Origin of the sequence: Erwinia psychrophila (assembly GCF_039023475.1) — a bacterium.
Classification (GTDB): Bacteria; Pseudomonadota; Gammaproteobacteria; order Enterobacterales; family Enterobacteriaceae; genus Erwinia.
Map to the genome: position 1 here is coordinate 269,612 of NZ_JBCHVB010000003.1, position 25,451 is coordinate 295,062.

Annotated in this window: 18 protein-coding genes; 14 read left to right on the forward strand and 4 right to left on the reverse strand. The window is 53.1% G+C overall.

All coding sequences use genetic code 11. From position 1 onward, the window contains the following. Nucleotides 1-144: 144 nt before the first annotated feature. From yegD to AAH446_RS10095, 3 genes are all read right to left on the reverse strand, one after another. The gene (yegD, locus tag AAH446_RS10085) at nucleotides 145-1,497 is read right to left on the reverse strand and encodes a molecular chaperone (RefSeq protein WP_342906579.1); all 1,353 of its coding nucleotides are present in this window, start codon (nucleotides 1,495-1,497) and stop codon (nucleotides 145-147) included. 151 nt (nucleotides 1,498-1,648) lie between these two features. Further along, nucleotides 1,649-4,240 carry a diguanylate cyclase gene (locus tag AAH446_RS10090; protein WP_342906580.1) on the reverse strand — a complete coding sequence of 864 codons (2,592 nt, stop codon included), beginning with the start codon at nucleotides 4,238-4,240 and terminating at the stop codon, nucleotides 1,649-1,651. A 154-nt stretch (nucleotides 4,241-4,394) separates the two neighbouring features. Continuing rightward, nucleotides 4,395-5,024 carry a phosphatase PAP2 family protein gene (locus AAH446_RS10095; RefSeq protein WP_342906759.1) on the reverse strand — a complete coding sequence of 210 codons (630 nt, stop codon included), beginning with the start codon at nucleotides 5,022-5,024 and terminating at the stop codon, nucleotides 4,395-4,397. Between the two features lie 276 nt (nucleotides 5,025-5,300). Here AAH446_RS10095 and udk point away from each other — a divergent pair, with 276 nt between their 5' ends. From udk to asmA, 3 genes are all read left to right on the forward strand, one after another. Then, nucleotides 5,301-5,942, forward strand: coding sequence for a uridine kinase (gene udk, locus AAH446_RS10100; protein WP_342906581.1), 642 nt, complete (start codon nucleotides 5,301-5,303; stop codon nucleotides 5,940-5,942). Between the two features lie 112 nt (nucleotides 5,943-6,054). After that, nucleotides 6,055-6,636 carry a dCTP deaminase gene (gene dcd, locus AAH446_RS10105; protein ID WP_024965040.1) on the forward strand — a complete coding sequence of 194 codons (582 nt, stop codon included), beginning with the start codon at nucleotides 6,055-6,057 and terminating at the stop codon, nucleotides 6,634-6,636. Nucleotides 6,637-6,750: 114 nt separating this feature from the next. Then, nucleotides 6,751-8,592, forward strand: a complete 1,842-nt coding sequence (gene asmA / locus AAH446_RS10110) for an outer membrane assembly protein AsmA (protein WP_342906582.1) — start codon at nucleotides 6,751-6,753, stop codon at nucleotides 8,590-8,592. A 37-nt stretch (nucleotides 8,593-8,629) separates the two neighbouring features. On the opposite strand, the gene AAH446_RS10115 is transcribed toward asmA, so the two are convergent. Beyond that, the gene (locus tag AAH446_RS10115) at nucleotides 8,630-10,210 is read right to left on the reverse strand and encodes a TerC family protein (RefSeq protein ID WP_342906583.1); all 1,581 of its coding nucleotides are present in this window, start codon (nucleotides 10,208-10,210) and stop codon (nucleotides 8,630-8,632) included. An 809-nt stretch (nucleotides 10,211-11,019) separates the two neighbouring features. Between AAH446_RS10115 and wbaP the strand changes: the two genes are divergently transcribed. The 11 genes from wbaP (at nucleotide 11,020) to AAH446_RS10170 (ending at nucleotide 25,016) form a co-directional block, all read left to right on the forward strand. Further along, a complete protein-coding gene (wbaP, locus tag AAH446_RS10120) occupies nucleotides 11,020-12,453 on the forward strand; it encodes an undecaprenyl-phosphate galactose phosphotransferase WbaP (protein WP_342906584.1) in 1,434 nt (477 codons plus the stop codon). Nucleotides 12,454-12,730: 277 nt separating this feature from the next. Then, nucleotides 12,731-13,864, forward strand: a complete 1,134-nt coding sequence (locus AAH446_RS10125; protein WP_342906585.1) for a polysaccharide export protein — start codon at nucleotides 12,731-12,733, stop codon at nucleotides 13,862-13,864. Nucleotides 13,865-13,879: 15 nt separating this feature from the next. Then, nucleotides 13,880-14,314 carry an arsenate reductase/protein-tyrosine-phosphatase family protein gene (locus AAH446_RS10130; RefSeq protein WP_342906760.1) on the forward strand — a complete coding sequence of 145 codons (435 nt, stop codon included), beginning with the start codon at nucleotides 13,880-13,882 and terminating at the stop codon, nucleotides 14,312-14,314. A gap of 12 nt (nucleotides 14,315-14,326) precedes the next feature. Further along, entirely contained in the window at nucleotides 14,327-16,507 is a 2,181-nt protein-coding gene (gene wzc, locus AAH446_RS10135) for a tyrosine-protein kinase Wzc (RefSeq protein WP_342906586.1), read from the forward strand. Between the two features lie 96 nt (nucleotides 16,508-16,603). Next, the gene (locus AAH446_RS10140) at nucleotides 16,604-17,509 is read left to right on the forward strand and encodes a glycosyltransferase family 2 protein (protein WP_342906587.1); all 906 of its coding nucleotides are present in this window, start codon (nucleotides 16,604-16,606) and stop codon (nucleotides 17,507-17,509) included. Between the two features lie 33 nt (nucleotides 17,510-17,542). Further along, entirely contained in the window at nucleotides 17,543-18,670 is a 1,128-nt protein-coding gene (locus AAH446_RS10145; protein WP_342906588.1) for an EpsG family protein, read from the forward strand. 178 nt (nucleotides 18,671-18,848) lie between these two features. Continuing rightward, complete coding sequence (locus tag AAH446_RS10150) at nucleotides 18,849-19,904, forward strand: glycosyltransferase family 4 protein (RefSeq protein WP_342906589.1); 1,056 nt, start codon at nucleotides 18,849-18,851, stop codon at nucleotides 19,902-19,904. 12 nt (nucleotides 19,905-19,916) lie between these two features. Beyond that, nucleotides 19,917-20,717, forward strand: a complete 801-nt coding sequence (locus tag AAH446_RS10155) for a glycosyltransferase (RefSeq protein ID WP_342906590.1) — start codon at nucleotides 19,917-19,919, stop codon at nucleotides 20,715-20,717. Nucleotides 20,718-20,910: 193 nt separating this feature from the next. Continuing rightward, the gene (locus AAH446_RS10160; RefSeq protein WP_342906591.1) at nucleotides 20,911-23,136 is read left to right on the forward strand and encodes a phage tailspike protein; all 2,226 of its coding nucleotides are present in this window, start codon (nucleotides 20,911-20,913) and stop codon (nucleotides 23,134-23,136) included. Nucleotides 23,137-23,525: 389 nt separating this feature from the next. Further along, a complete protein-coding gene (locus AAH446_RS10165; protein ID WP_342906592.1) occupies nucleotides 23,526-23,783 on the forward strand; it encodes a hypothetical protein in 258 nt (85 codons plus the stop codon). Between the two features lie 9 nt (nucleotides 23,784-23,792). Beyond that, nucleotides 23,793-25,016: a glycosyltransferase gene (locus AAH446_RS10170; protein ID WP_342906593.1), complete on the forward strand. Its 1,224-nt coding sequence runs from the start codon at nucleotides 23,793-23,795 to the stop codon at nucleotides 25,014-25,016. Nucleotides 25,017-25,451: the final 435 nt, after the last annotated feature.

The following is a 25,451-nucleotide window of genomic DNA, read 5'->3' on the forward strand; positions in this document are numbered from 1 at the left end:
GATGATGCCGGAAGGCAGAGCCGCTGGCGTGTAAAGCGCGGTGGCCAGGCAGGAGGGCGCTTGCCCAACAGAATAAGCGGAAGGCTGCCGCCCTATATGCGGCAGCTCTGTCCGTGAAGTGACAGAAATCCGTTTCTGGCGGGTTTAGCGGAACATGACCTGCGCCCAGCGCGCCAGACCGGCGGTGACGGAACCAAAATCGTCGCCGCTGGCCAGCGGGATCCCTGGCAGCATCTGACTAATCGCCTGTCGCAGCACCGGCGACCGGGCGCTGCCGCCGGTCAGGAACACCACGTCCGGACGAACGCTGCTGCCGTCCAGCGCCAGCTTCACCTGTTCTTTGATGCGCTCAAGCGGCTGGGCGATCGCCGTCTCCAGCGTGTCGGCAGCAACGGTCGTTTCCAGTGCCTGCTCAATAAAGTGCAGGGTGCTGATGACCTCCTGACGGTCGGAAAGGGCGATTTTACTCTCTTCCGCCGCGCGTACCAGGCGGTAGCTGAGGCGCTGCTGCCAGACTTTCAGCAGTCGCTTCACCTTATCAGGCTCAGCGGCATCGCGTATCAGTTCCTGTAGCTGCTTGCGGCTGGCCGTGGCGTAAAAATCGCTCTGCGCGGGAACATCATTAATGGCGACCGCGTTCCACCATGGCAGCGCGGGTAGGGCAATTCCTTTCTCCGTTGCGCCGCCCAGCCCCAGCAGCGGCATCAGCTCTTTAAACGCCAGCATGATATCAAGATCGTTACCGCCGACCCGGCAACCGCTGTGGCCCAGCAGGCTGCCGCTGCGTTCCGCTTTGCCGTGCCACTCCGGCCCCATCAGCAGCATTGAGCAGTCGGTGGTACCGCCGCCAATATCCACCACCAGCACGCGGGTTTCTTTATCCAGCGTGGCTTCAAAATCGAGCCCCGCCGCCACGGGTTCAAACTGGAACTCAACGTCCCTGAAGCCGGCGCGACCGGCGGCGCGCGCCAGAATGCCCTGCGCCTGGCGGTTTGCCTCGTCGCCGCCCAGCCCCTGGAAATTCACCGGGCGACCGATAACCGCCTGCGTGATGCTCTCATTGAGCTGCTGTTCGGCGGTCTGGCGAATGTGCAGCATGGTGGCGCAAACCAGATCCTCAAAGAAGGCGACCTGCTGCGGCTTAAGGCCGTTAGCGCCCAGGAATGACTTGGGTGACTTCACAAACCAGACATCTTCCGGATCGGCCATATAGTGAGCTAACGAGGCAAGGCCGAACTGGACGCTGCCGGGCAGCACTTCAATATCCTCTTCGCGATTCAGCGTCAGCGCCCGGCGCAGGATCGCCTGGTTTTCCGCCTCGGGGGTGGGAACCTGGTGATGGCGGAACAGCCATTCGCTGACCGCGTCGCGCGTGGGGGCGCAAAGCATAGAAGGCAGTAGCGTGGAGCCCTGCTCAAGAGGCAGCAGCTGCGGGCTGCCCCCGTTCATAATACCGACCGAGCAGTTTGCCGTGCCGTAATCAAAGCCGATGAACATTCGTCCCCTCCGCTGACGGTGAAAAAAGGGGGCGACTTTAGCCCAGGGCTGACGGCAGAGCAAGAAGCGGGGCGCATTTTGTCGCAAAACCGGCGGCGTTGATGACGTTTACCGGGCATGGAGAGGGGCTGAGAGGGCGAAGCTGGCGGGATCAGTTTTTCGCACGTCTTACCGGCGTGGCCGTTTGCGGGTAATCATCATAAACGGCAAGCTGGCCGCGACCGCTGTGTTTGGCGCGATAACAGGCCAGATCCGCCCGGGCCATCACTTCGCTGGCGCTGAGGTTATCCGTACCGATGGCGGCGATCCCGGCACTGGCACCGATGCGGTGTACGCCGTTTTCCCAGACGAAATGGTACTGGATGACCGTCCTGATAATCTGATCCACCCGCTCACAGCCGTTCTCCAGCGGGCAATCCTGGAGCAGGATACCAAACTCATCGCCGCCAAGCCGGGCAAGCACGTCGTTATGGCGGAGGTGACTTTTCATCACCACGGCAATTTCACGTAAAAGCGCATCGCCCGCCGCGTGTCCCGCCGTATCGTTGACCGTTTTAAAGCGGTCAAGATCGAGGAAGACCAGCACGTGTTGCCGCCCCTGTTCGCTGGCAGAGTGCAGCATCGTCATCAGCTGATGTTCAAAGCTGACCCGATTTGGCAGGCGGGTCAGCATATCATGAGAGGCGCTGTAGCTCAGATGGCGTAGCATTTCGCGGGATTCACTGACATCCTGAATCACCATCACGCTGCCGATATCTTCCCCCTCCTGCGTCTTTAGCGGGGTAATGCTGTAGTGAATATCAAACCGTTCTCCGGCGCTGTTGTGCAGCACAAGGCCCCGATCGAGGTCGGGGACGGATTTTTTGGTCGGAAGTTTACAGAGCAACAGGTTCTCGACTTCGGGGCCGTCGTTGCCCTCGGTAATACGCAGGATCTCGCTGATGGGCCTGGCGACGGCATCTTCCTGACGCCAGCCGCTCATCTCTTCCGCCACCGGGTTCATAAAAATAACCCGCATTTCCTCATCCGTGCTGATCACCGCTTCGCCGATCGCGTCCAGGGTAATATGCATTCGCTCTTTCTCCTGATAGAGCGCATCGGTCAGCTGGTGCATGGCGGTGACATCCTGATTGATGCCCAGCATCTTCTCCACCTCGCCGTTTTCATCCATCATCATCCTGGCCTGGCTGCGGATATAGCGGATCCCCTGATCGGTTTCAATGCGAAACTGAATATCGATGGGCGAGGCGCTCTTAATGCTTTCATCGAAGGCGTCGATCGCGTTCTGCCTGTCGGCAGGGAGCATGCTGTTAACCCAGGTCAGATAAGTAGCCTCGCCTTCAGGCTTCAGGCCATAAATCTGAAACATCCGTTTATCCCACTGCATGACGCCGGTTTTCAGATTCCAGTCCCAGACGGCAATGCCGCCGGCCTCATTCGCCAGCGTGATGCGCTGCATCAGCCGCTTATTGACCTCTTCCGTGCGCCTGAGGTCGGTAATATCTTCAATCTGAGAGATAAAATAGAGCGGCAGCTGTTCGCTGTCTCTGACCAGCGAAACCGTCAGCGAGGCCCGGACAAGCTCGCCATCCTTGCGGAAATAGCGTTTTTCCATGCTGTAGGTTTCGATATCGCCCAGCAGCAGCGCATAGAGCTGGCTGACGTCAGCTTCCAGATCGTCAGGATGGGTGAGCTGCTGAAAGGTCATCGTGCTTAGCTCTTTTTCGCTATAGCCAAGCAGGCGACAGAGCGATTTATTCACCTGGAGCCACTGACCCTGCGGGGAGACCAGCGCCATGCCGATCGCCGAATATTCCATCGCGTGGCGGAAGCGGGTTTCGCTTTCGGTGATATGTCTTTTCTCTTTGCGAAAGGAGTGCATCACCAGCGCCATCATATGGCTGGGGATAATTGCCATCAGGAAAGGCAGCCAGGGTACGCTGCTGAAGATGCCCGCATCCACGCTGATATTCAGCCTGTTCATCGCCAGCATCAGCGTCATCATCGTCAGCGTTGCCAGAAAGACCATAAAGGCTTCAAAACGCGGCAGCCGCACGGCGCTGTAAAACAGCACCACAATCACAAAGGTAAAGGGCCAGGGAAGAAAACGCAGGGAAAACCAGGTGAGCGCCAGGGTGATTGCCAGCGTCAGCAGCGTTTCAGACAGCACGGCTGGATTGAAATTGTGGCGGAAGTAATCCCCACGCCAGAGCAGACAAACCGGGCCAAGCGAGAGCATCCCGATCATCTCAGAAACCACCCATGTCGAGAAGAGCAGCGGGCTGGCACGATCGACAAGCGTCAGCAGCCAGCTGGCCATTAATGCGCCTGCCAGGGGGGTACAAAGGCCCGTCGCAATGACCATTTTGCTCCAGCTGAGCAGCGACCCAAGGGGCGACTTCTGATCCAGCAGCCGCCGCAGCAGCGCGCCGCCCATCACCGCCTGAACGAGGTTAATCAGCGGAAAAAACAGATGAGGAAATTCAGGGCCTAAAATCCAGGCACTGGCGCAGGCATTACCGAGTGTGCACGCAGATAAAATTAACGGCAGCGCTCTTAAAGGCTGGCGAAAAGTCAGCACCGTCATCAACGCCGTACTGAACCAGAGCGGCGAAACCGGATCGCTGATTTCAATCAGCTTCAGGCAAAAGAGGGTTAACGCAAACGTGATTGCGCCAAACGCCAGGGCGCTTCGCCACGGCAGAAAAGCGCGGTTTACGTTAAAAAAGGTCTCAGTCTTCATCTCAAATCCAGCAGAGTGCCAGACGGTCCTGTCAGCGCATTCATCGGTACTTTGATCATGCTAACATAACGTTTTCTTCCTGCCTGCCGCTAATTCAAAACACCCCTCTGTTCGGACGATTGACCCGCTATGCCTCTGTAACGGGCGTGAATCATTACTGCTGGAGCTTTAACAGATCGCTGCGCGTCCAGGGGTGATCGATACCGGCTATTTCGACCGAAAGCCGCTGCAGGAACTGCTGCGTGGTGGCGATACGGCCATGGCTCAGCAGAAGCAGCGGCAATAAAAGCGCCACGCAGAGCTGGCTGATGGAGAAGGTCTTCAGCTGCGAGCCGCGCTGGCTGACCAGAAAAGCGGTACTGAGCGTAAAGCCGAGCAGCAGGCCGGTAATTACTTCGCTGTGTGAGTGATAATGCAGTATCAGCCTTGAGGCACCGACCAGCAGCGGAATGAGGTAGCCGGTGCCGACGGCAACGCCGCGCCAGAAACCCGTCAGGCGCGCGCTGAGCAGCCAGAGCATGACCGGCCAGAGGGTGGCGGACATCGCACTGTGACCGCTAAAGCCGGTAAAATTGTAGCGCGCGCTGCCAATGCCAAAGCCCAGAAAAGCGATTTTTGAGAGACTGACGATGGCGCCGGCGGCACAAAAGGCGACGATCCAGTACCAAACGGCCCGGGGGTTGCTGTTTTTCCAGGCGATCAGGATAGCCATAATAGCGGCGGTTGGGATCAGTAACATGCTGTCGCCAAAGTAGGTCAGAGTATGAATAATTTGCCAGTACACCATGTTTCCTTTTTGCTGTGTTAAGGAGCCAGACGCGCGGCAAGTCAGGCTAATGCTGAGATTAACCTGCGCAGCGTGGAGGACGGGTCCTGGGCTCAAAATGTGAAGCTGGTCTCAATAATGCCAGTTTACCGGTGAACCTAAACCGCGCCTAACGGGAAAGTCTGAAAAGCATTCCGGCGCTTTTCACTGGCATCAACCCTGCGAAATCCCTATAATTACGCGCGAAATCTCCTCTCCATTGTCTCTGACAACCAGTAATCAGGTCTTTAATTTATGACTGACAAGTCGCATCAGTGCGTCATCGTAGGTATTGCCGGCGCATCTGCCTCGGGAAAAAGTCTTATCGCCAGTACCCTGTATCGCGAAGTGCGCGAGCGGGTGGGTGATGAAAATATAGGTGTGATCCCTGAGGACGCGTATTACAAAGACCAAAGCCATCTGACGATGGATGAGCGGGTTAAAACCAACTACGACCACCCCAGCGCGATGGATCACAGCCTGCTGCTCCAGCATTTACAGATGCTGAAGACGGGCAAGGCCATCGATCTGCCGGTGTACAGCTATGTTGAGCATACCCGTACCGAACAGACCCTCCAGCTTAAGCCGAAAAAAGTGATTATCCTTGAGGGTATCCTGCTGCTGACCGACGCGCGTCTGCGTCAGGAGATGAACTTCTCTATTTTCGTTGATACGCCGCTGGACATCTGCCTGATGCGCCGCATGAAGCGCGACGTCAACGAGCGCGGCCGCTCAATGGATTCCGTGATGGCGCAGTATCAGAAAACCGTCCGGCCAATGTTTTTGCAGTTTATTGAACCTTCCAAGCAGTATGCCGACATTATCGTGCCGCGCGGCGGTAAAAACCGCATCGCGATCGATATTCTGAAGGCGAAAATAAACCAATTCTTCGAATAGTCGTGACGGCAGCCTGTCCGGCTTATCTGCCAGGCAGGCTATCCCGACATGCAGGAAGCGCACGGCTTCCTGAGACAGTTCAGGCACTTTTGACCCATGTGGAGTTCCCGCCATGAGATTATGCGATCGCGATATTGAAGCCTGGCTGGACAGCGGCCAGCTCGACATTTCTCCCCGTCCGCCGGTAGAGCGGATTAACGGGGCGACGGTTGATGTCCGTCTGGGTAACCAGTTTCGTACCTTCCGTGGCCATACGGCCGCCTTTATCGATCTGAGCGGCCCCAAAGCGGAAGTCAGCGAGGCGCTTGACCGCGTCATGAGCGATGAGATCGTGCTCCCGGAAGGGGAAGCCTTCTTTTTACATCCTGGTGAACTGGCGCTGGCGGTAACCTTTGAGTCCGTGACCCTGCCGGATAACCTGGTCGGCTGGCTGGATGGACGTTCATCGCTGGCGCGTCTGGGACTGATGGTTCACGTCACCGCACACCGCATTGACCCCGGCTGGCAGGGCCGTATCGTGCTTGAGTTCTACAATTCAGGTAAGCTGCCTCTGGCGCTGCGCCCGGGTATGCTGATTGGCGCGCTGAGTTTCGAACCGCTTTCCGGCCCGGCGGCGCGCCCTTATAACCGCCGCCAGGATGCGAAATATAAGGGGCAGCAGGGCGCCGATGCCAGCCGGATAGATAAAGATTAACAAAAGCGCTGCCGGATTGATGTTGCAGGCCTGCGCCTGTTTTGCCTGGTTACGGGACGAATTATGGGAAACAGGTCAGCTCATGCAGCAAGCCGACAGCAGTAAGGGGAAGGAATGAGAAGATTCATTACCACGCTGGCTATTTTGCTGGTGGTGATCGTGGCGGGAATGTCCGCGCTGGTTCTGCTGGTCAATCCCAACGATTTTCGCGACTACATGGCGCAACAGGTTGAGCAGCGCAGCGGATACCGTCTGGCACTGACCGGCGATCTGCGCTGGCACGTCTGGCCTCAGCTCAGCATCTTGTCCGGTAAAATGACCCTGACCGCGCCCGGCGCGGCGCAGCCGGTCGTCAGCGCCGACAATATGCGGCTCGATGTGAATCTTCTTCCCTTACTCTCCCATCAGCTGGCGGTGAAGCAGGTAATGCTCAAAGGAGCAGTGATCCGTCTGACGCCCGACAGCGAAGCTCAGCGTCCGGCTGACGCGCCGGTCGGACCACGGGACGCCGCACCGCCGGTCAGCACGCAGGGCTGGAAGTTCGATATTGCAGATCTGCGGGTGGCGGACAGCCTGCTGATCTGGCAGCAGGCAAGCGGTGAGCAGCTGAACGTCCGCGATCTGAACCTGCAAATGTCACAGAACCGGCACCGCCAGGCGCACGTCGAGCTGAGCAGCCGCATTAACCGCGATCAGCGCGAACTGCAGGTCAAGCTGAACGCCGATATGGACGTCAGCCATTATCCACAGCACCTTTCCGCCACCATCCAGCAGCTTGATTATCAGTTAACCGGCGCAAGTCTGCCGACGCAGGGGGTGGCAGGCCAGGCGAAAATGCAGGCAGCCTGGGCCGGGAGCAATCAAGCCTTTACCCTGAAAGATCTCGCGATGAGCGTCAATGACAGCCAGCTTTCGGGCAGCGTCAGTGGAAAAATAGCGGAACGCCCTCAGCTAAGGATCGATCTTCATTCCCCGGTGCTGGATATGGATTCACTGCTCGGGCTGGTTTCCGGCGGCGAGGAGAATGCTGAGCGTATAGCGCCTCAGCGCTCGGCGCCCGGACCGGTAATCTCCCGTACGCATGAAGAAGAGGGCGTGAATGAAATAGTGAATGCCATTGATGGCGAGATGGCGCTTGCGGCGGACAAGCTGCGCTGGCGGGGGATGGATTTCCAGCAGGTCGCGCTGAAAGCGGCCAGCGAACAGGGAGTACTGACGCTGAACACGCTGGAAGGCAAAGCCGGTAAAGGGGCGTTTTCACTGCCCGGCAGCATTGATGCGCGTCATAGCAGCACCGCTGTCAGCCTGCGGCCCGCGTTCACTAATATTGCGGTGGCACCGCTGCTGAAAGCCTTCGATATGCCCGCATCGCTCAGTGGCGATCTGTCACTGGCGGGGAGCTTTACCGGCACGGGCCTTTCGGTAGCGGCCTTCAAGCGCAACTGGCAGGGCAGGGCGAAAGTCAGCCTCAGCGATGCCGAAATGGCCGGGCTTAACTTCCAGCAGATGATCCAGCGGGCGGTAGAACGCAGCAGCGATCGCGTGCATGGTCCGGATGACGCGACGGTAAACAGCGCGCTTCAGAAGATCGAAGGCAGCGCCACGCTGGATAACGGCACGCTGGCATTTACCGCGCTCAGGGGCCACACCAGCATGATTGACTACCAGGGGAAGGGCAGTGTTGATCTGGTTAACCGCCAGGCGGATTTCAACTTTGGCGTTACCGTGACCAAAGGATGGCAGGGCGAAGGGGAACTGGTCAGGCGGCTACAGCAGACGCCGGTCCCCCTGAGGATTTACGGGCCCTGGGCGGGACTGCATTATTCACTACAGGTCGATCAGGTGCTGCGTCAGCAGCTCCGGGATGAAGCGGAAAAGAGGCTTAAAAACTGGGCTGAACGTACGCAAAACAGCGAGACGAAAAGCCCGGCGCAAAAGCTGCTTAACAAGCTATAGCCGCAGATAACGCCGCTTACGGGCGGCGTTATCTCCGCTATACCTCATAATCCTGTTCACGTTTTTCCAGCGGCATAATCTGGACTTTCTGCACCCGATGGCTTTCAATCTGCAAAATACGGAACAGATAGTCGCCTACCTGGATCTCTTCGCCTTCCTTCGGCACGCGCTGCATATGCTCCATCAGTAGCCCTGCCAGCGTATGGTATTCACGCTTTTCACTCAGCGGCAGCTCCACATACATCACCAGATCCTCCAGCGGCATATGACCGTTAGCGATCCAGATTCCCTCGGGAAGTTGCTGAATATCATAACGGGGATCGAGGCGCTCGCCTTCGTGGGGCAGGTTACCCGCGATGGTTTCCATCACGTCGCTCAGCGTCACCACGCCTTCCACCGAACCAAACTCATCCACCACAAAAGCAAAGTGCGTTCTGGCCGTCCGGAATTGCTCAAGCGCGGTCAGCAAGGTCAGCTGTTCCGGGAACACCAGCGGCTGGCGGACAAGCGCGCGGATATCCAGATTGTCGCTGTGCAGGGACTGATGGAGAAGATCAATGACGTGTACCACGCCCAGCGGATCCTCGCCGCTGTCGGTGACGACCATCCTCGTATGGTGATTGCTGTCCAGCATAGTCATAATTTTGTCCGGTGATTCACTGAGGTCCAGATGCTTCACGTCATGCCGCGAGGTCATGATGCTGCTGACCGTTCGCTGCCCCAGGCCGAGCACCCGGGCGATCATCATACGCTCCTGCTTGTTGAATACCGGCTGACTCTCAATGCTGTCTGCCACCATCAGGGAGGTATCCGCATCCAGCGCGACCGGTTCGTGACTGCCGCGCATTAAGCGTAAAACCGCTTCTGCCGTCCGCTGACGCAGCGGCGTATTGGCTGACAGGAAACGGCGGCGGTTAAACTGGGCGAGCTGGTTAAGTCCTTCAATGACGATAGAGAAACCAATCGCGGCATAAAGATAGCCTTTTGGTACCGGATACCCAAACCCGTCAGCCACCAGACTAAAGCCAATCATCAGCAGGAAGCTCAGGCAGAGGATAACGATCGTCGGATGGTCGTTAACAAAGCGGGTCAGCGGTTTACTGGCGAGCATCATCAGGCTGATAGCGATGATGACCGCCGCCATCATCACGGCGAGATGATCGACCATTCCCACTGCCGTGATAACCGAGTCGAGTGAAAAGACCGCATCCAGGACCACTATTTGCGCGACAACCGGCCAGAATTTAGCGCCGCGCTTTTGTTGATTATCCGCCTCATCTTTCCCTTCAAGCCGTTCGTTCAGTTCCACAGTGGCTTTGAACAGCAGAAAAATACCGCCGACCAGCATGATCAGGTCGCGCGCGCTGAACGGATGTCCGCCAAGGGTGATGAAAGGATCGGTTAATGAAGAGAGCCAGGAGATGGAGGCAAGCAGCAGCAAACGCATGACCAGCGCAAGGAGCAGCCCGGTAATCCGCGCTCTGTCACGCTGAGCGGGAGGCAGCTTCTCCGCCAGAATGGCAATAAAAACCAGATTATCGATGCCCAGCACCAGCTCTAACACGACCAGGGTGACCAGACCTGCCCAGATTGATGGGTCGGCAATCCACTCAAACATTGCATTCTCACCAGAACATGTTTCAGAAGCATTCATGATGAAGGTGGCGCAGAAGCAATTCAACTAATAATCCCGCTGTCGCAGGAATGAACAGATTATCACCAAAATTGCCATGCTGTTCCGGGGCTAATAACCCTAAAAATTCCGGAAATATCTGGAGATTTTTTCAAGAATATTCGCATAGGTAGATTAACGGAACTGGGGGATACTTATCTGGCAATGAAAAGGCGTTAAGGATTATTCTTATTTTAAGATCGAATTATTCTGAATTTTAACGGATGGGGGGAAGATGAAATGCCAGGTTCTGGCTGGAACGGAAGGTAGTCTTAATCCTAAAAGGGAGTAGGGACGGGGACGAACTCTTGTAAACAGGCCATTTATAACTAGTATAGCAACGTGTTAGTAAATGTCTGAGTTAATCTAAAAATTAACGCGGTAACGGCGTCTGATTGGCATTTTATGCGTACAGCAACGCGTAAGGTGGCAAACGCGCAAGCCTGCCGGTCAGAGAGGACAGGATAAAACCAACAAAGCGTCGACCGGTACAGTGCATTGGTAGCTACAAGCCAGGGGCGGTAGCGTGTCTGACGGAGCGAAAGCCCGACGGAAATGCCCGGGAAAAGCCGGCGTTGTTGTTGATTTTACATGTCAATTCTCTTACCAGCAGCGCCTGTTACGATGACCTTATATACACAACTCCCAAATACGTTTCCTGTGTAATAAATGACGTGAGTAGAAAGCACGCAATTATTTCCAGCAGTGGAAATTAATAAATCACAGGCTTCCGAAGAAGAAATTAAGAGTTAATTATGCGCGATATTGAATACACATTTAAAGGGCTATTAATAAAGCTGTCATTGGCACTCTCCGATCTGATTTGTTTCAATGCCTCTTTATTTATTGCCATTCTGTTCATTAGTGCCCTCCCAGGGGAACTGCTTAATGATATTTCCTCCTCGACGTTACAATTAAAAATTGTTACGCATATCATCCTGTCTGTTATCTGCGTAGGGTGGTTCTGGGTTCGCCTGCGACACTATACCTACCGCAAACCTTTCTGGTTTGAGTTAAAAGAAGTATTCAGAAGCGTGCTGATTTTCTCGGTTATTGATCTGTCGATTACCGCGCTCTCTAAATGGGAAATGTCCCGCTGGGTCTGGGTATTTACCTGGCTGCTGGCGCTGGCGTTAATTCCGCTGGGACGGGCGATGGTTAAACGCGTGCTGAATCATTATGGCCTGTGGAAAAAGCAGTCGATTATCATCGGCAGCGGCAAAAATGCGGAAGAAGCCTGGCTGGCGTTGCAGAGCGAGGAAGTCATGGGCTTTGACGTCGTGGCCTTCTATGACGTTGATGGCACCACGCCGGCACCTGCGCTTTTTGGTGTTCCGGTGCTCCGCGAAGAGGGTGAGTTGTGGCAGCTGGTTAACAGCGAAACGCAGTTTATCGTGGCGGTTGAGTATGAGCAGAGTCAGTACCGCGATCTCTGGCTGAAAAATCTGGCGAAGCATAACTGCCGCTCCGTCTCGGTCATCCCTTCGCTGCGCGGCGTCCCGCTTTACGGCACCGATATGGCGTATATATTCAGCCATGAAGTGATGATTCTGCGGGTTAGCAACAACCTGGCGAAGCGCACCTCACGCATTCTGAAACGCGCTTTCGATATCGTGGGAGCGCTGGGCATTATCACCATGCTGATGCCCGCCCTGGCGGTACTGATCTTTATGGTGGCCCGCGACGGTGGCAACCCTATCTACGGTCACGAACGTGTGGGTATGAATGGCCGTAAATTCAAATGCCTCAAGTTCCGCTCAATGGTGATCAATTCCAAAGAGGTGCTGGAAGAAGTCCTGCGCACCGATCCTGTTGCCCGTGCGGAATGGGATAAAGACTTCAAGCTGAAAAACGATCCGCGTATCACCCGCATTGGCCACTTCATCCGTAAAACCAGCCTTGATGAGCTTCCGCAGCTCTGGAACGTGGTGCGCGGAGAGATGAGCCTGGTGGGCCCGCGTCCGGTTATCGAAGATGAGCTGGAGCGTTATGCCGGGGATGTTGATTACTATTTCATGGCGAAACCGGGCATGACCGGTTTGTGGCAGGTAAGCGGTCGTAACGATGTGGATTATGAAACCCGGGTTTATTTCGATTCATGGTACGTAAAGAACTGGTCGCTCTGGAACGATATTGCCATTTTGTTTAAAACCATTGGCGTTGTATTGAAACGCGACGGGGCTTATTAACGGCCTGTTTTAACGGTAATAAGCGGGTTAATTATCTGCACAGCCTGAACCCGCTTCGGTAACTGTTCGTCATTAGTTTGCAAGCTAAACATTTTCTTTGAACTTACTGTTAAGCGCCGGATTAACAGCGCCGGCAAGCCATATAAGGATAGGGAGTTAAATTAAATGACCGACAGTAACCGGGCCTGAACAACAGATTCACCTGAATACTTTTGCATGACGCTACACAGCGGCGATCTCGCCACTATCATTCAAATTACTGATAGCGATGATATAGATGATTAAAATCAAAACCAAATTGATACCTCTGTTGGTATCGGCAGCCATTCTGTCCGGATGTACCGTTACGCCGGGCTCAAAACTCTCCACCAGCGGAAAAGATGTAATTAAGCAGCAAGACAGCAATTTTGATATCGATCAGTACGTCAACGTCTTCCCGATGACGCCAGGCCTGGTTGAACAGATGCGTCCGGAACCCATCGTGGCGCGCCAGAATCCAGAGCTGCAAAATGAGCTGCGGAACTACGACTATCGCATCGGTGTAGGCGATGTCCTGACCGTTATCGTCTGGGATCACCCTGAACTGACCACGCCTGCCGGTCAGTACCGCAGCGCGAGTGACACAGGTAACTGGGTTCACTCCGACGGCACCATTTTCTATCCCTATATCGGTAAAGTGCGTGTTGCTGGCCGTTCCGTACAGGAAGTGCGCGGCGAGATTGCACGGCGTCTGGCGCAGTACATCGAGAGCCCGCAGGTTGACGTGAGCGTTGCCTCCTTTAAATCTCAGAAAGCCTATGTGACAGGTGAAGTGACCAATTCAGGTCAGCAGCCTATTACTAACGTTCCGCTGACTATCCTTGACGCCGTCAACGCCGCCGGCGGCCTTACTCAGGACGCCGACTGGCGTAATGTGGTACTGACTCATAACGGCAGGGACCAGCGTATCTCTCTGCAGGCGCTGATGCAAAATGGCGATCTGCAGCAAAACCACCTGCTTTACCCCGGTGACATCCTCTATATTCCGCGCAATGACAATCTGAAAGTCTTTGTGATGGGCGAAGTCAGACAGCAGACGACCCTGAAAATGGACCGCAGCGGTATGACGCTGGCCGAAGCGCTGGGCAGCTCACAGGGGATGGAGCAGAATACTGCGGACGCGACCGGGGTGTTTGTGATTCGCCAGATCCCAGGCAAGAATCGCAAAAAGATCGCCAATATCTATCAGTTGAACACCAAAGATGCTTCGGCGATGGTTATGGGCTCTGAGTTCCAGTTACAGCCTTATGACATCGTTTATGTGACCTCCACGCCTCTGACCCGTTGGAACCGTGTGATTTCGCAGCTGGTGCCAACCATCAGCGGCCTTTACGATGCAACGCGCAACGTTCAGACGCTTCATAACTGGTAATCACCGGAAGATATGATGATTAACTCAATCTTAGTGGTTTGCGTCGGCAACATCTGTCGCTCTCCGACGGCGGAACGGCTGCTTAGCGCGTCACTGCCGGATAAAAAGATTGCCTCTGCGGGACTGAGCGCGATGACTGGCCACGCGGCGGATGAGACTGCCGCAAGCGTCGCCAGTGCGCATGGGGTATCGCTGGAGGGGCACGTGGCCCAACAGCTGACCTCAGACATGTGCCGGGACCATGACCTGATTCTGGTGATGGAGAAAAGACATGTCGAACTGGTCAATCGCATCAACCCCTCCGTACGCGGCAAGACCATGTTATTTGGTCACTGGCTCAACCAGCAGGAGATAGCGGATCCTTACAAGAAAAGCCGCGAAGCCTTTGAAGCCGTGTACGGATTACTCGAAAACGCTGCCCAGAAATGGGTCAACGCATTAAGCCGATAGTTGGGATTATCCATGAATATAAAAAGTAAGGTACCGTCATCGCCGAAAGAGGGCGCCAATGGTTGGGATTTGGCGCATCTTGTGGGACAACTTGTCGATCACCGCTGGGTAATTGTCGCCGTCACCGCCTTTTTCCTGCTGATAGGAACGTTATACAGCCTGCTGGCTACACCGATCTACAGCGCCGATGCGCTGGTACAGGTTGAGCAGAAAAGCCCGAACACCGTGCTGAATCAGCTGGGTGAGTTGCCGCCAGCACCTGCTTCGGCGACAGAAATCCAAATCCTGCAGTCACGTCTGGTCATTGGTAAAACGGTTGAGGATCTGGGTCTGGATATTCTGGTGGAGCAGAATTTTCTGCCGGTCATCGGAGAGGGTCTGTCCCGCCTGATGGGCAATAAGCCAGCCGAGATTGCGGTTTCCCGACTGACGATGCCGGATGCCTGGGGTGAGAATACGCTGGAAGTGGAGATCGATGGCCCGGACAGCTATACCGTCTCTAAAGAGGGTGATGAGCTGTTTAAAGGCAAAATCAACCAGCTTGAAAACCATAACGGCGTAACCATGCTGATCAGCGGCATTGATGCCGAGCCGGGTACCAGCTTCACCATCACCAAGATGTCCGAACTGGCTGCCATCAAAATGGTCGTTGGTAACCTGGCCATCGCAGACAAAGGTGCCGACACCGGTGTTCTGGGGCTGACTTACACGGGGAAAAATCCTGAACAGATCAGCAAAATTCTGAATCAGGTGATTAATAACTATCTGGCGCAGAACGTTCAGCGTAAATCTGCCGAAGCGCAGAATAGCCTGGAGTTCCTGGAACACCAGATGCCGGTGGTGCGCGGGAAGCTTGACGAAGCTGAAGACAAACTCAACACCTATCGCCGTAACAACGAGTCAGTTGATATGTCGCTGGAAGCCAAGTCTGCGCTGGATTCGTCCGTGAGCGTCCAGACCCAGCTGAACGAGCTGACGTTCCGCGAAGCGGAAGTGTCGCAGCTGTTCAAAAAGGATCACCCGACCTACCGTGCGCTGTTAGAGAAACGTAAAACGCTGGAAGACGAGCAGAAAAAACTGAACCAGAAGATTGGTCAGATGCCGCAGACCCAGCAGGAAATTCTGCGTCTGACGCGTGATGTTCAGGCAGGGCAGGAAATCTATATGCAGCTGCTTAACCGTCAGCAGGAACTGCGTATCAGCAAAGCCAGTACGGTTGGTGATGTCCGCATCATCGATCACGCCGCCACGGGCTCTAAACCTGTCGCACCGAAGAAAGCGATGATCATGCTGGTCAGCCTGATCCTCGGCCTGCTTCTTTCCGTCGGACTCGTGCTGCTGAAAGCGCTGTTCCATCACGGCATTTCCAGCCCTGACCAGCTTGAAGAGCACGGCATGAATGTCTATGCCAGCGTGCCGCTTTCCGAGTGGCAGCGTAAGAAGGATGCGGAAGCATTGCTGAAACGTGGCGTCAACAATAAGCAGGACCCACACAATACGCTGCTCGCGTTAGGCAATCCGACCGACCTTTCTATCGAAGCCATTCGCAGCCTGCGAACCAGCCTGCATTTCGCCATGATGGAAGCGAAAAACAATGTCCTGATGATCACCGGCGCCAGCCCGGGCATTGGTAAAACCTTTATCTGCGCCAACCTGGCGACGCTGGTAGCGAAAGCCGGTCAGAAAGTCCTGTTTATCGATGGCGATATGCGTCGTGGTTATACCCACGAGTTATTAGGTGCCAACAGCAAAGTCGGCCTGTCGGATATTCTGTCCGGTAAAAAAGCCTTCACCACTGAAATGATTCAGAGCGGTGAGTATGGCTTCGACTTTATTGCTCGCGGTCAGGTTCCGCCTAACCCTTCCGAACTGCTGATGCATAACCGTATGGCTGAGCTGCTGGAATGGGCGAACAAGAACTACGATCTGGTTCTGATTGATACGCCACCTGTGCTGGCCGTCACCGATGCGACCATTATCGGTAAACTTGCCGGCACCTCGCTGATGGTGGCGCGTTTCGAAACCAATACGCTGAAAGAAGTGGACTTTAGCTACAAGCGCTTCGCACAAAATGGCATCGATATTAAAGGCGTTATTCTCAATGCCGTCGTGCGTCGTGCCGCTAATGCTTATGGCTACGGCTACGATTATTACGAATACAGCTACAAGGGTGATGCCAAAAGCAAAGCGTAAGGAGAGGGGCCTTTCAGCCGCTGGCTGAACGGCCCTCTTTACCGTAAATCATCTCTATTTAAGTTGTTTCTTCGTAACGTTAAAAGGTGCCTGGCAATGAAGGATATTTTCTTTTCCATCGTCATTCCTGCATATAATGCATCAGAATCAATTATCACCACGCTCGACTGCGTTAAGGCGCAAAGTTATCAGAACTTTGAAGTGATTATCGTTGACGATAAATCAGCTGATGCAGCCAGGCTGGCTGAGGTAGTTAACGGCGAGCGCTACAGCGAACTGAAGATAACGCTGGTTCTGTCTGAGGTGAAACTCAATGGCGCAGGGGCCAGAAACAGAGGCATCGATCTGGCGACCGGCGACTATGTATGCTTCCTGGATGCTGACGATGAGTGGCATCAGGATAAGCTGCTCGAAACGGCCAAAAGAATTACAGAACTGACCGCGCAGGGCAAAGATCGGTTCGTGATCTTCAGCCAGGTCAACATCATGCAGGATGGGGCCTTTCTGAAGGTTATGCCGCTGAACCTGCCCGCCAGCAACGAGAGCATTGCTGAATATCTTTTCGGCTGTTATGGCTTTATTCAGACCAGCACCATTGTGCTGAAGCGTGAGCACGCCGCAGAGATTAAATTTGACGAGCGCTTTATCCGCCATCAGGACTACGACTTTTGCATTCGTGCGGATAAAAGTGGTTTTGAATTCAATATGATTGCCAAACCGCTGGCGAATTATCATATGGTCACGTCATTTAACTCAAAACATAAGGGCGAGTCGGTGAAGTACTCCAGCTTCTGGCTGGAAAGTATGGGGCCCTATCTGAGCAAGCGGGATGTCTACACCTATAAGGCATATAAACTTCCGCTGCGCTATAAAATGGACGGAAAAGTCCTTCACGCCGGCCTCAGCTTTGCTCAATATTTCTTCCTGACAAATAAAGGTAACCGCAATTATTTTATCGGTCGTATAAAACAGAAATTTTCTGAGCGCTTGTCGAAAAAATAGCACCGGTTAGAATAATACGGCGGAAAAAAAAGAATGGCAATATATTGGATTATCAGTTACAGCATTATGGCATGCTGTATTTTTGAGTTGGCAGCAATAAACCAACTGCAAGACACCAGGATAAAGCAATTTGTCAGCTATCTGACGTTGATATGCACGCTGACGCTGATCGTTTTTGGCGGCGTCCGTGGTGCGCATTCCGGAATGGACGATCATCAGTATCTGGATTTCTTTCATAATTTTTATTATCAGTTACAGATAACTGATTATGCGGCCATCACCGATACCTATCGTTATGAAAAGTTGTTCATGCTGCTGGCCTGGTTTTTCTCTTTGATTACCCGGGAGAGTTACTATTTTCTGTTCTTTATTTGCGCAATTGCAGTCACGACTAACGCCTATTGCTATAAAAAATATGCACCCCTGATGCTCTGCTCGCTTTGCTTATATTCAGCTCACCTGTTTATAAACAAGGATATGAACCAGATTCGCTTTGGGCTGTCCAGCGCCTTTGCTGTCGCTTTCGTCTGTTCTTTAGCTACGCGCAAATATTTCCTGGCTGCCTGCTTCTTTGTGCTGAGCACGCAGTCTCATGCAACAGGCTACACGATCATACTGGTGCTGCCTTTTATCTTTATCCGGGAAAGGAAATATTTGCCGCTTATCCTGATTTTCTGCGCCATCCCCTTAGGCATTATTGGCGGTAGAAAACTGTTCCTGGATTCGCTTGGGATCGTACCGGGACTGGGGGAAAGGGCAGTCAGCTATACCGGCACGAGCTTTGATGCATCAGCGCCGGTCTTTGGGCTGGCAAACCTGAAAAATATCGCCTTTGTCTTTATGTTCACCCTCTATTACTTCCGTAATGGGATCGTGAAGGAAGACCGCTTTGTCTATCTTTTGCTGATTACCTACAGTTTAGGTGCCGCAATTCGTATTACCTTCTCCGACTTTACAATATTTGGCGGTAGGGTGGGGAATCTCTTCCTGCATACTGAGCCTCTGCTGTTCGCGTTCCTTATGCTGCGGATAAGAAATATATTTTTAAACTTTGGGCTGTTGTTTGCGATTACTTCCTATTATCTGGCCTACAACACCATACTTTCCGCGCAGTCTATTCAGGGCTATAGCGTGGCACCACTGTTCAGAATGTTTGGGTGATCCCTTAAGCGTCCGGACTTAGTGGCACGCCTGAGTGGAAATATGTACGACACAAAAGTTACTGGCGACAGTAACTTTTGTTTTTTAAAAATGAAGCATTCTCTGGTTAAACTAACCAGTTGTTTTATCTGGTGAGAGATTACCTTGATATTTTGATTTTATTAATGGGATGATTTGAATGTACAAATTGCTGATTCTTATCGACAGGATTTCAAACAGCGGTGGTACAGACCGTGTTGCCAGCACCCTCTCCAGCTTACTGTGCAAAGATAATTATGACGTCACGCTGTTCTCTCTTGAAGAAGGCGAACCTTTTTATCCAATCGCGCCTGAGGTCAAAATCCGCTATGCCACCTCATCCGTCCGCCAGCTAAAAATGTTGGAGTTTGTCCGCTTTGCGCGTAAAGAGCACCCGGATGGCATAATGATCATTTCAATGGGTAAACTTTCCGTTCAGTCGATTCTGGCGCTGAAGCTGTTTCGCATCAAAGCCAAAATCATCTGCTGCGACCATGTCTCCATTGAAACATTCAAACCCGCCATCCGCAGGCTGAAAGTTTTCTGCTATTCCCTTGCCGATAAAATCGCCGTATTGACCAACCACGATAAGCGTTACCTTGAAACTCAGTACAAGGTTAAAAACGTTCACGTGATGAGGAATATTTCGCCTTTCGCCGGAGAGCGGGAATCGGTCAGCTTCGATACGCTATTCGCGCAGAAGCAAAATAAAGTGCTGGCGGTCGGACGCCTGACCTATCAGAAAAACTTCGGCCGCATGCTGGATGTCTGGAAAAAAGTCGATAAGCGGGGATGGCAGTTACAGATTGTCGGCAAAGGTGAAGAACAGGACGAGCTGCTGCAAAAAATTAAATCCACCGGCCTGGAAGAGAGCACGGAGATTGTCACGCCGAATAAGCAAATCAATGAATTTTACCGCTCTGCGGGCTTAATTATCATGACGTCCCGCTATGAAGGGCTGCCGATGGTATTGATTGAAGCGAAGGATTTTGCGCTGCCGGCGATTGCGTTTGACTGTAAAACCGGTCCGGCTGAGATCATTAAGGATGATGGCTACGTCGTCGGTTATGAAGATGACGACCTTTTTGTCCGTCATCTTAATGAGCTGATTGCTGACGGCGAAAAGCGAAAAGCCTTAGCGCAGGCGGCCTGGCGTAATTCTGAAAATTACGGCCCGACGCTGATCTTAAAGAAATGGAACGACATCCTGAATTAATAAGAAGGTAATATGTTTTCAGTACTTATTTCACTTTATAACCGGGAAAAGCCCGAGAATCTTGAACAGTGCCTTCAAAGTTTACAGCAGCAGACGCTGCAAGCTGATGAGATTGTATTGGTCTATGACGGCCCGGTAGGCGATGCGCTGAAAGCCGTGGTGGAAAAGTGGATGGGTTTGCTACCGATAATCATCTTACCGCTCGAAAAGAATGTCGGTCTTGGAAAAGCGCTGAATGCCGGCCTTGACCGCTGCACGCACAATATTGTTGCGCGCATGGACACCGATGACATCTGCCTGCCGGAGCGCTTTGCCAGACAGATCCCCTATATGGAAGCGCATCCGGATGTGGCGCTGCTGGGCGCGGCGGTCATTGAATTTGATGAGCATGGCAAAGAGCGCCTGAAACGCCTGCCGCTCAGCAATGAGGAGATCCGGCAGTTCGCGCGGATGAAAAACCCGTTCAACCATATGTGCGTGGTGTTCCGTAAGGATAAAGTCATCGCGGCAGGTAGCTATCAGCATCACCTGTTTATGGAAGATTACAACCTGTGGCTGCGCATGATGGCGCAGGGATATCAGGTTGCCAATCAGCATGATGTGTTGATGAAAGTCCGGGCCGGCAGCGAGATGGTCAGTAAACGTCGCGGAATGACCTACATCAAAAGTGAAATGCAGCTCTATTCACTCAAGATGAAGCTGAAGCAGACCAACCTGATCAACGGTACGCTCTATTTTCTGATCCGCACTTCCACGCGCGTGATGCCGGCAAGCGTTATGCAGTTTCTCTATGAGAAAGACCGCAAAGGCTGAGCCAGCGACGCTCCTTGGGTGCGTCTTCAGTAACCGGTAGAGCGGAAGGCATGCAGGCACGGATTCATCCTGGCCAGCTGCGTGAGTTTTATGCGGCACTCGCTTCTGTTACGTAAAAGATAAGAAAAACAGCCCGGCTGGAAAGCACTCTGGATGAATAACCGCAATTCATTACTTAACCACGGAATTTTTTATGAAACGCAGAGATTTAATCCGGACAGCATTCTCTTCTGTTGTAGCAACGGCGGCCCTGGGCGCGTTGCCCTTACCTGCACGTAGCGAGGAGTGGGGGCAAATAAAACTAAAAAAAGTGCCCAAAGAAGCCATTCCCAAAAGCGATGTGCCTATTTTTTCTCCTGATGATGTATTTACCATGCCGGAGCAGTTCTGGCAGGACTTTAAAGGCAAGCTCTATATCGGCAAAGCGGGGATGGATCCCACCCAGCCGCAGAACATCGCCGACGTGTTTTTTAAAAACGCGCAGGGTGAAGTTGCGCTGCTTCAGCAGCCCATTATGCTGACCAGCGAAACGCTGAAGAAGTTTATAGCTGAAAAGGGCGCGCTCTGGTCGGACAGCGAATACTCCATGGCGCTCTATAACGATCGCGATGAGCAACTCTTCTACGTTCCCGATGTGAAAAACAGCGGCGTCTCTGAATTCAGCCGCCGTCTTGCTCAGCCTTCAGGCTATCAGCTTATCGGTGAGATTGCCTCCTGGGAGGCTCTGCAGCAGACCCGACCGCTCTATTCCGGTGCGAAGGTACGTTTGCAGGGCTGGCATGCGGGATCGAATGTGGGTGGCGGCGCGTTTGTTGGCGAACTGTCGCCCGCAGAGGATGACGGTGGCTACATCGCTTCGGCGGGTAAAGAGTATCACTGGCGTCGGGTGGCGGACGATCTTAACCGCCTGACGCTATTTGACTTCGGCGCGATTGCGGATGGTGAAACGGATTGCCAGCCTGCCGTGATGGCGATGTACCGCTGGGCACAAAAAAACAATCAGAGACTGTCCATTCAGTTCCCCGCAGGCCGCTTCTTCATCTCTTCGTTTGATATTTCAGAAAAATATCTCCCCTTTTTCAGGCTGTCGGGCGCGCCGGTTAATTTCGGCTATTTCCCGTCCACCACGCTGGTCTCAGACGGCAAATCCGGTTTCATGTTCAGGGTGAATGCCCGCTGGGTCGAAATCAGCAATATCAGCTTCGACGGCCAGATCGATAAAAGGCCCAACACGCAGGGGATTTTCCATAACAGCTGTCCAGCCGGTCAGTATTTCCGGGGCTCCTGCCTGCACTTTGTTAACGTTGGCGGCGTCTCCCTCAGCCTGATCGACACGCTCGATTGTAAAGTTGATCAGTGGTATGCCAAAAAATGTACCGGCGATGTGATCAAAGCGGCCTGGTCAATGACCAAAAAAGGCAACTGGGATCACAGCACTGCCATCGAGCTGTCAAACTTCAACGTGCAATATTGCCGTAAAGGGAAGGTGCTTAACCTGCCTCGCTGTACGCAGTCGCTGATTCATAACGGCTGGATTGAACATAGCGAATTTCCCGGCGATATCTCTAACGGCCAGTGGATTGTCGATGCGCTAAGCCTTGAGGATTGTAAGAACCCGCTGAATGCTCACTATTCCCGGCTGAATATGCGCCAGACTAATTTGCAATCGGGCAGCTGGATTGACAACTCCCAGAGCGGAGACGAATGGTTAAGCGCCTTCGAACGTGGCTCAACCCGCGTGGAGTCCTGGGGGATCGCGATCGACGGCAGTATGAAGTACAACTATCTGACTTCCCGCTTTCGCCTTGAGAATCACAGTAATCAGGAAAAATGGTTTCTGCTCGGTAATATTCACACGCCTGACGTGGGTGACAGCTGGGAAATTGAAATTCTTGGCCAGTCGCAGTTCAGCAATGGTACCGATAATAATCCACTGAAAAATGTGGTAAATGACCGTAACACGGGCGGTAAAGCGCTGATCAGTTTGCACAGAAAGGTGAAAGGCTTTGAAGGTAGCTGGCACGCTGAAGGCAGCAGCCCGATTCTTGATGTAGCCTATACTACGCCGCAGGATGCAAACACTGAGGTTTATGTAAAACTGGCGGGCTGGTTAGGCTCGGCGGGTGTGATGATGAAAACGACGGCAAAAGATCGTTTCACCACCGGCCAGTGCGCCCGCTTCGACAGCAGGATGGAAGCTAAAAATCCGCCTAAAGGCGACAGGGCACATCGTGCTGTACGGCGTTTTTCGCTGCATAACGGCAAAGCGGGCATTGGCGCCAACGAGCAGGGCGATTTGTTGATGCAGTCGCGGCGTCTGAGCGAGGATGAGGTCGACACGTCACAGGCGGGTGGCTACATCTCTGTGGTGGTCAACGGCCAGCAGGTGGCCGTGCCCTGGTTTGCCTTAAAAAAGTAATACCATTGCCGGGTGTCATGCCCGGCGCATCACCATAATGTCACCTTATGTCACGTTGCGTCATCTCGGCCTGCACCACATCAGGAAGAGTACTCTCTTGATTTTTAGGATAATTACTCTAAATAATTTAGCCGGCGTGGTTAATAATATGTTGTAAAATTACAAAAAAAATTGTGGGACCCCAGGCGATTTTACGGGTTGGCAATCAAATTTGTGGAAATCAGGGGGAGGACGCCGTTTTAAGTAGGATTCTTGATCCGCTTAACCCCGAAAGAAAAGATCTGGGAAAAAGAGATGCCCGGCTGCTCTTTCACCTGTTCTGAAATCTTTCCCCTGCGGGAGAACATGCCGGAAGCCTGCTATCTGAGCACGAAAACAAGAGCCGGTTGATGGATAAAGTTAAGTACTGTCTGATGCCAGAAACAGAGAGGGCATCTTTTAGCGGTCGCGGGCTATTTAAGGCTTTTGCTGTACCAAATTATTTGCAGGATTTTACCAACAAGCTTCAGCAGTATGGCGCTGTTATCCAGAACGGAGGATGGTTCGTTCCGGATAACGACGAGGCGATGAAGCGCAGGTCGGTCTTGCGGTTGAAAAGGAACGAGTCCTGGGTAACAAAATTACCGAAGACGTTGTCAGAGTTTTAGGGTGAATCGATGAAACTAACTTTCTTCACAATGCGATTTCCGGTCTCGTCAGAGACCTTCGTACTCAATCAGGTCACCCATTTTATTGACAGCGGTTATGACGTGGACATTATTTCGGTCTTTCCAGGCGATCTGGTCAACCGGCATGGTGCCTTTGATCGTTATAACCTGGCCGATAAGATCCGCTATCTTCTGCCGGAAGATAAAGATACCAGTACGGAAAAGCTGAAGCAGCGGTTGCAGATTGTCCTGCCAAAAATTTTCAAGCCGGCTACGTTTAAATCACTTAACGTAGGCCGCTATGGCGCACAATCGATCAAACTGCTGCTGCCGGCGATTGTTGCTCATGCGAAAGAAACCATTACGGCGGATGTCTTCCTTGTGCACTTTGGATATGCGGGCGCGCTGGCGAACAAGCTCCGTGAGCTTAACGTGCTACGCGGGAAGCAGGTCACCGTATTCCATGGTGCCGATATTTCACGCCGGCATATCCTGGAAGAGCACAAGCAGGACTATCAGAATCTCTTTCGTCAGAGCGAGCTGCTGCTGCCCATCAGCAATTTATGGAAAAATAAGTTGATTACGATGGGCTGTCCGCCTGAAAAAATTCAGGTTACCCGGATGGGGATTGAACCTGAAAAATTCAATTTCAAAGCGCGTGAGTCCCTTCACTCGCCGCTGCGTATCCTGACCGTAGCGCGCCTTACCGAGAAAAAAGGCCTTAACATCGCCGTTGAGGCCTGCAAATATCTCAGGGATCAGGGCGCAAATTTTGAGTACACCATTATCGGGGATGGCGATCTTGAAGGGAAACTCAAGGAAGATATCCGTACCTGGAAGCTGGAAGAGAACGTGAAAATGGTGGGCTTTAAGCCGCAGGAAGAGATAAAACGCTATCTCGATGAAGCGGACATTTTCCTGTTACCTTCTTTAACCGCCGCCGATGGCGATATGGAGGGGATCCCCGTTGCGCTGATGGAAGCGATGGCGGTGGGGCTGCCCGTCGTGTCGAGCGATCACAGCGGTATCCCTGAGCTGATTGAAAACAACGTCTCAGGCTGGCTGGCACCGGAAGGGGATGCGAAAGCACTGGGTGAGATCCTGCGTAAGCTTGCCAATAGCGAAGTGGATGTTGCACCCATAGTGCACGCCGCCAGAGAAAAAGTAGAGACGGAATTCAATCAGCATATCGCCTATCGTGAGCTGGCGAGAATTCTGGAACAGCTGGCGTAAAGGGCTCAAAAAGCAGGCCGCATGGCTGCTTGATGCTGAAGCGCGGCCGTTATACCCGGTGCGCTTTATTAACGTCAGGCGCAGGGTTCTGCTGGTGGAAATGAGACTGGTCATCATGCTGTTGGCCTTTCTTTCATTTAGCGTATGCTGATTTCAATCTCTTCCGCATCCATACTTCATAACGTGCTGCCTGGCATTGGCTTTATGCGTTATGTAAGGCAGTCAGTTGCGAGCGGTAGAGTATTATACGGGTTGTCAGTCAGGATAATCTTTATATTATGCCCGAGTGGTTCATCCGCTGGCTTAGAGCCTAAAAACTCAAGGCGAAACAAAAGGTAACCACGCAGGTGGTTGCCTTTTTTATTTTGGCCTGTTTAATGCCTGAGGAATAAAAGCGGATAAATTCAGGCGGCAATGCGTCGACGTTTATTAACA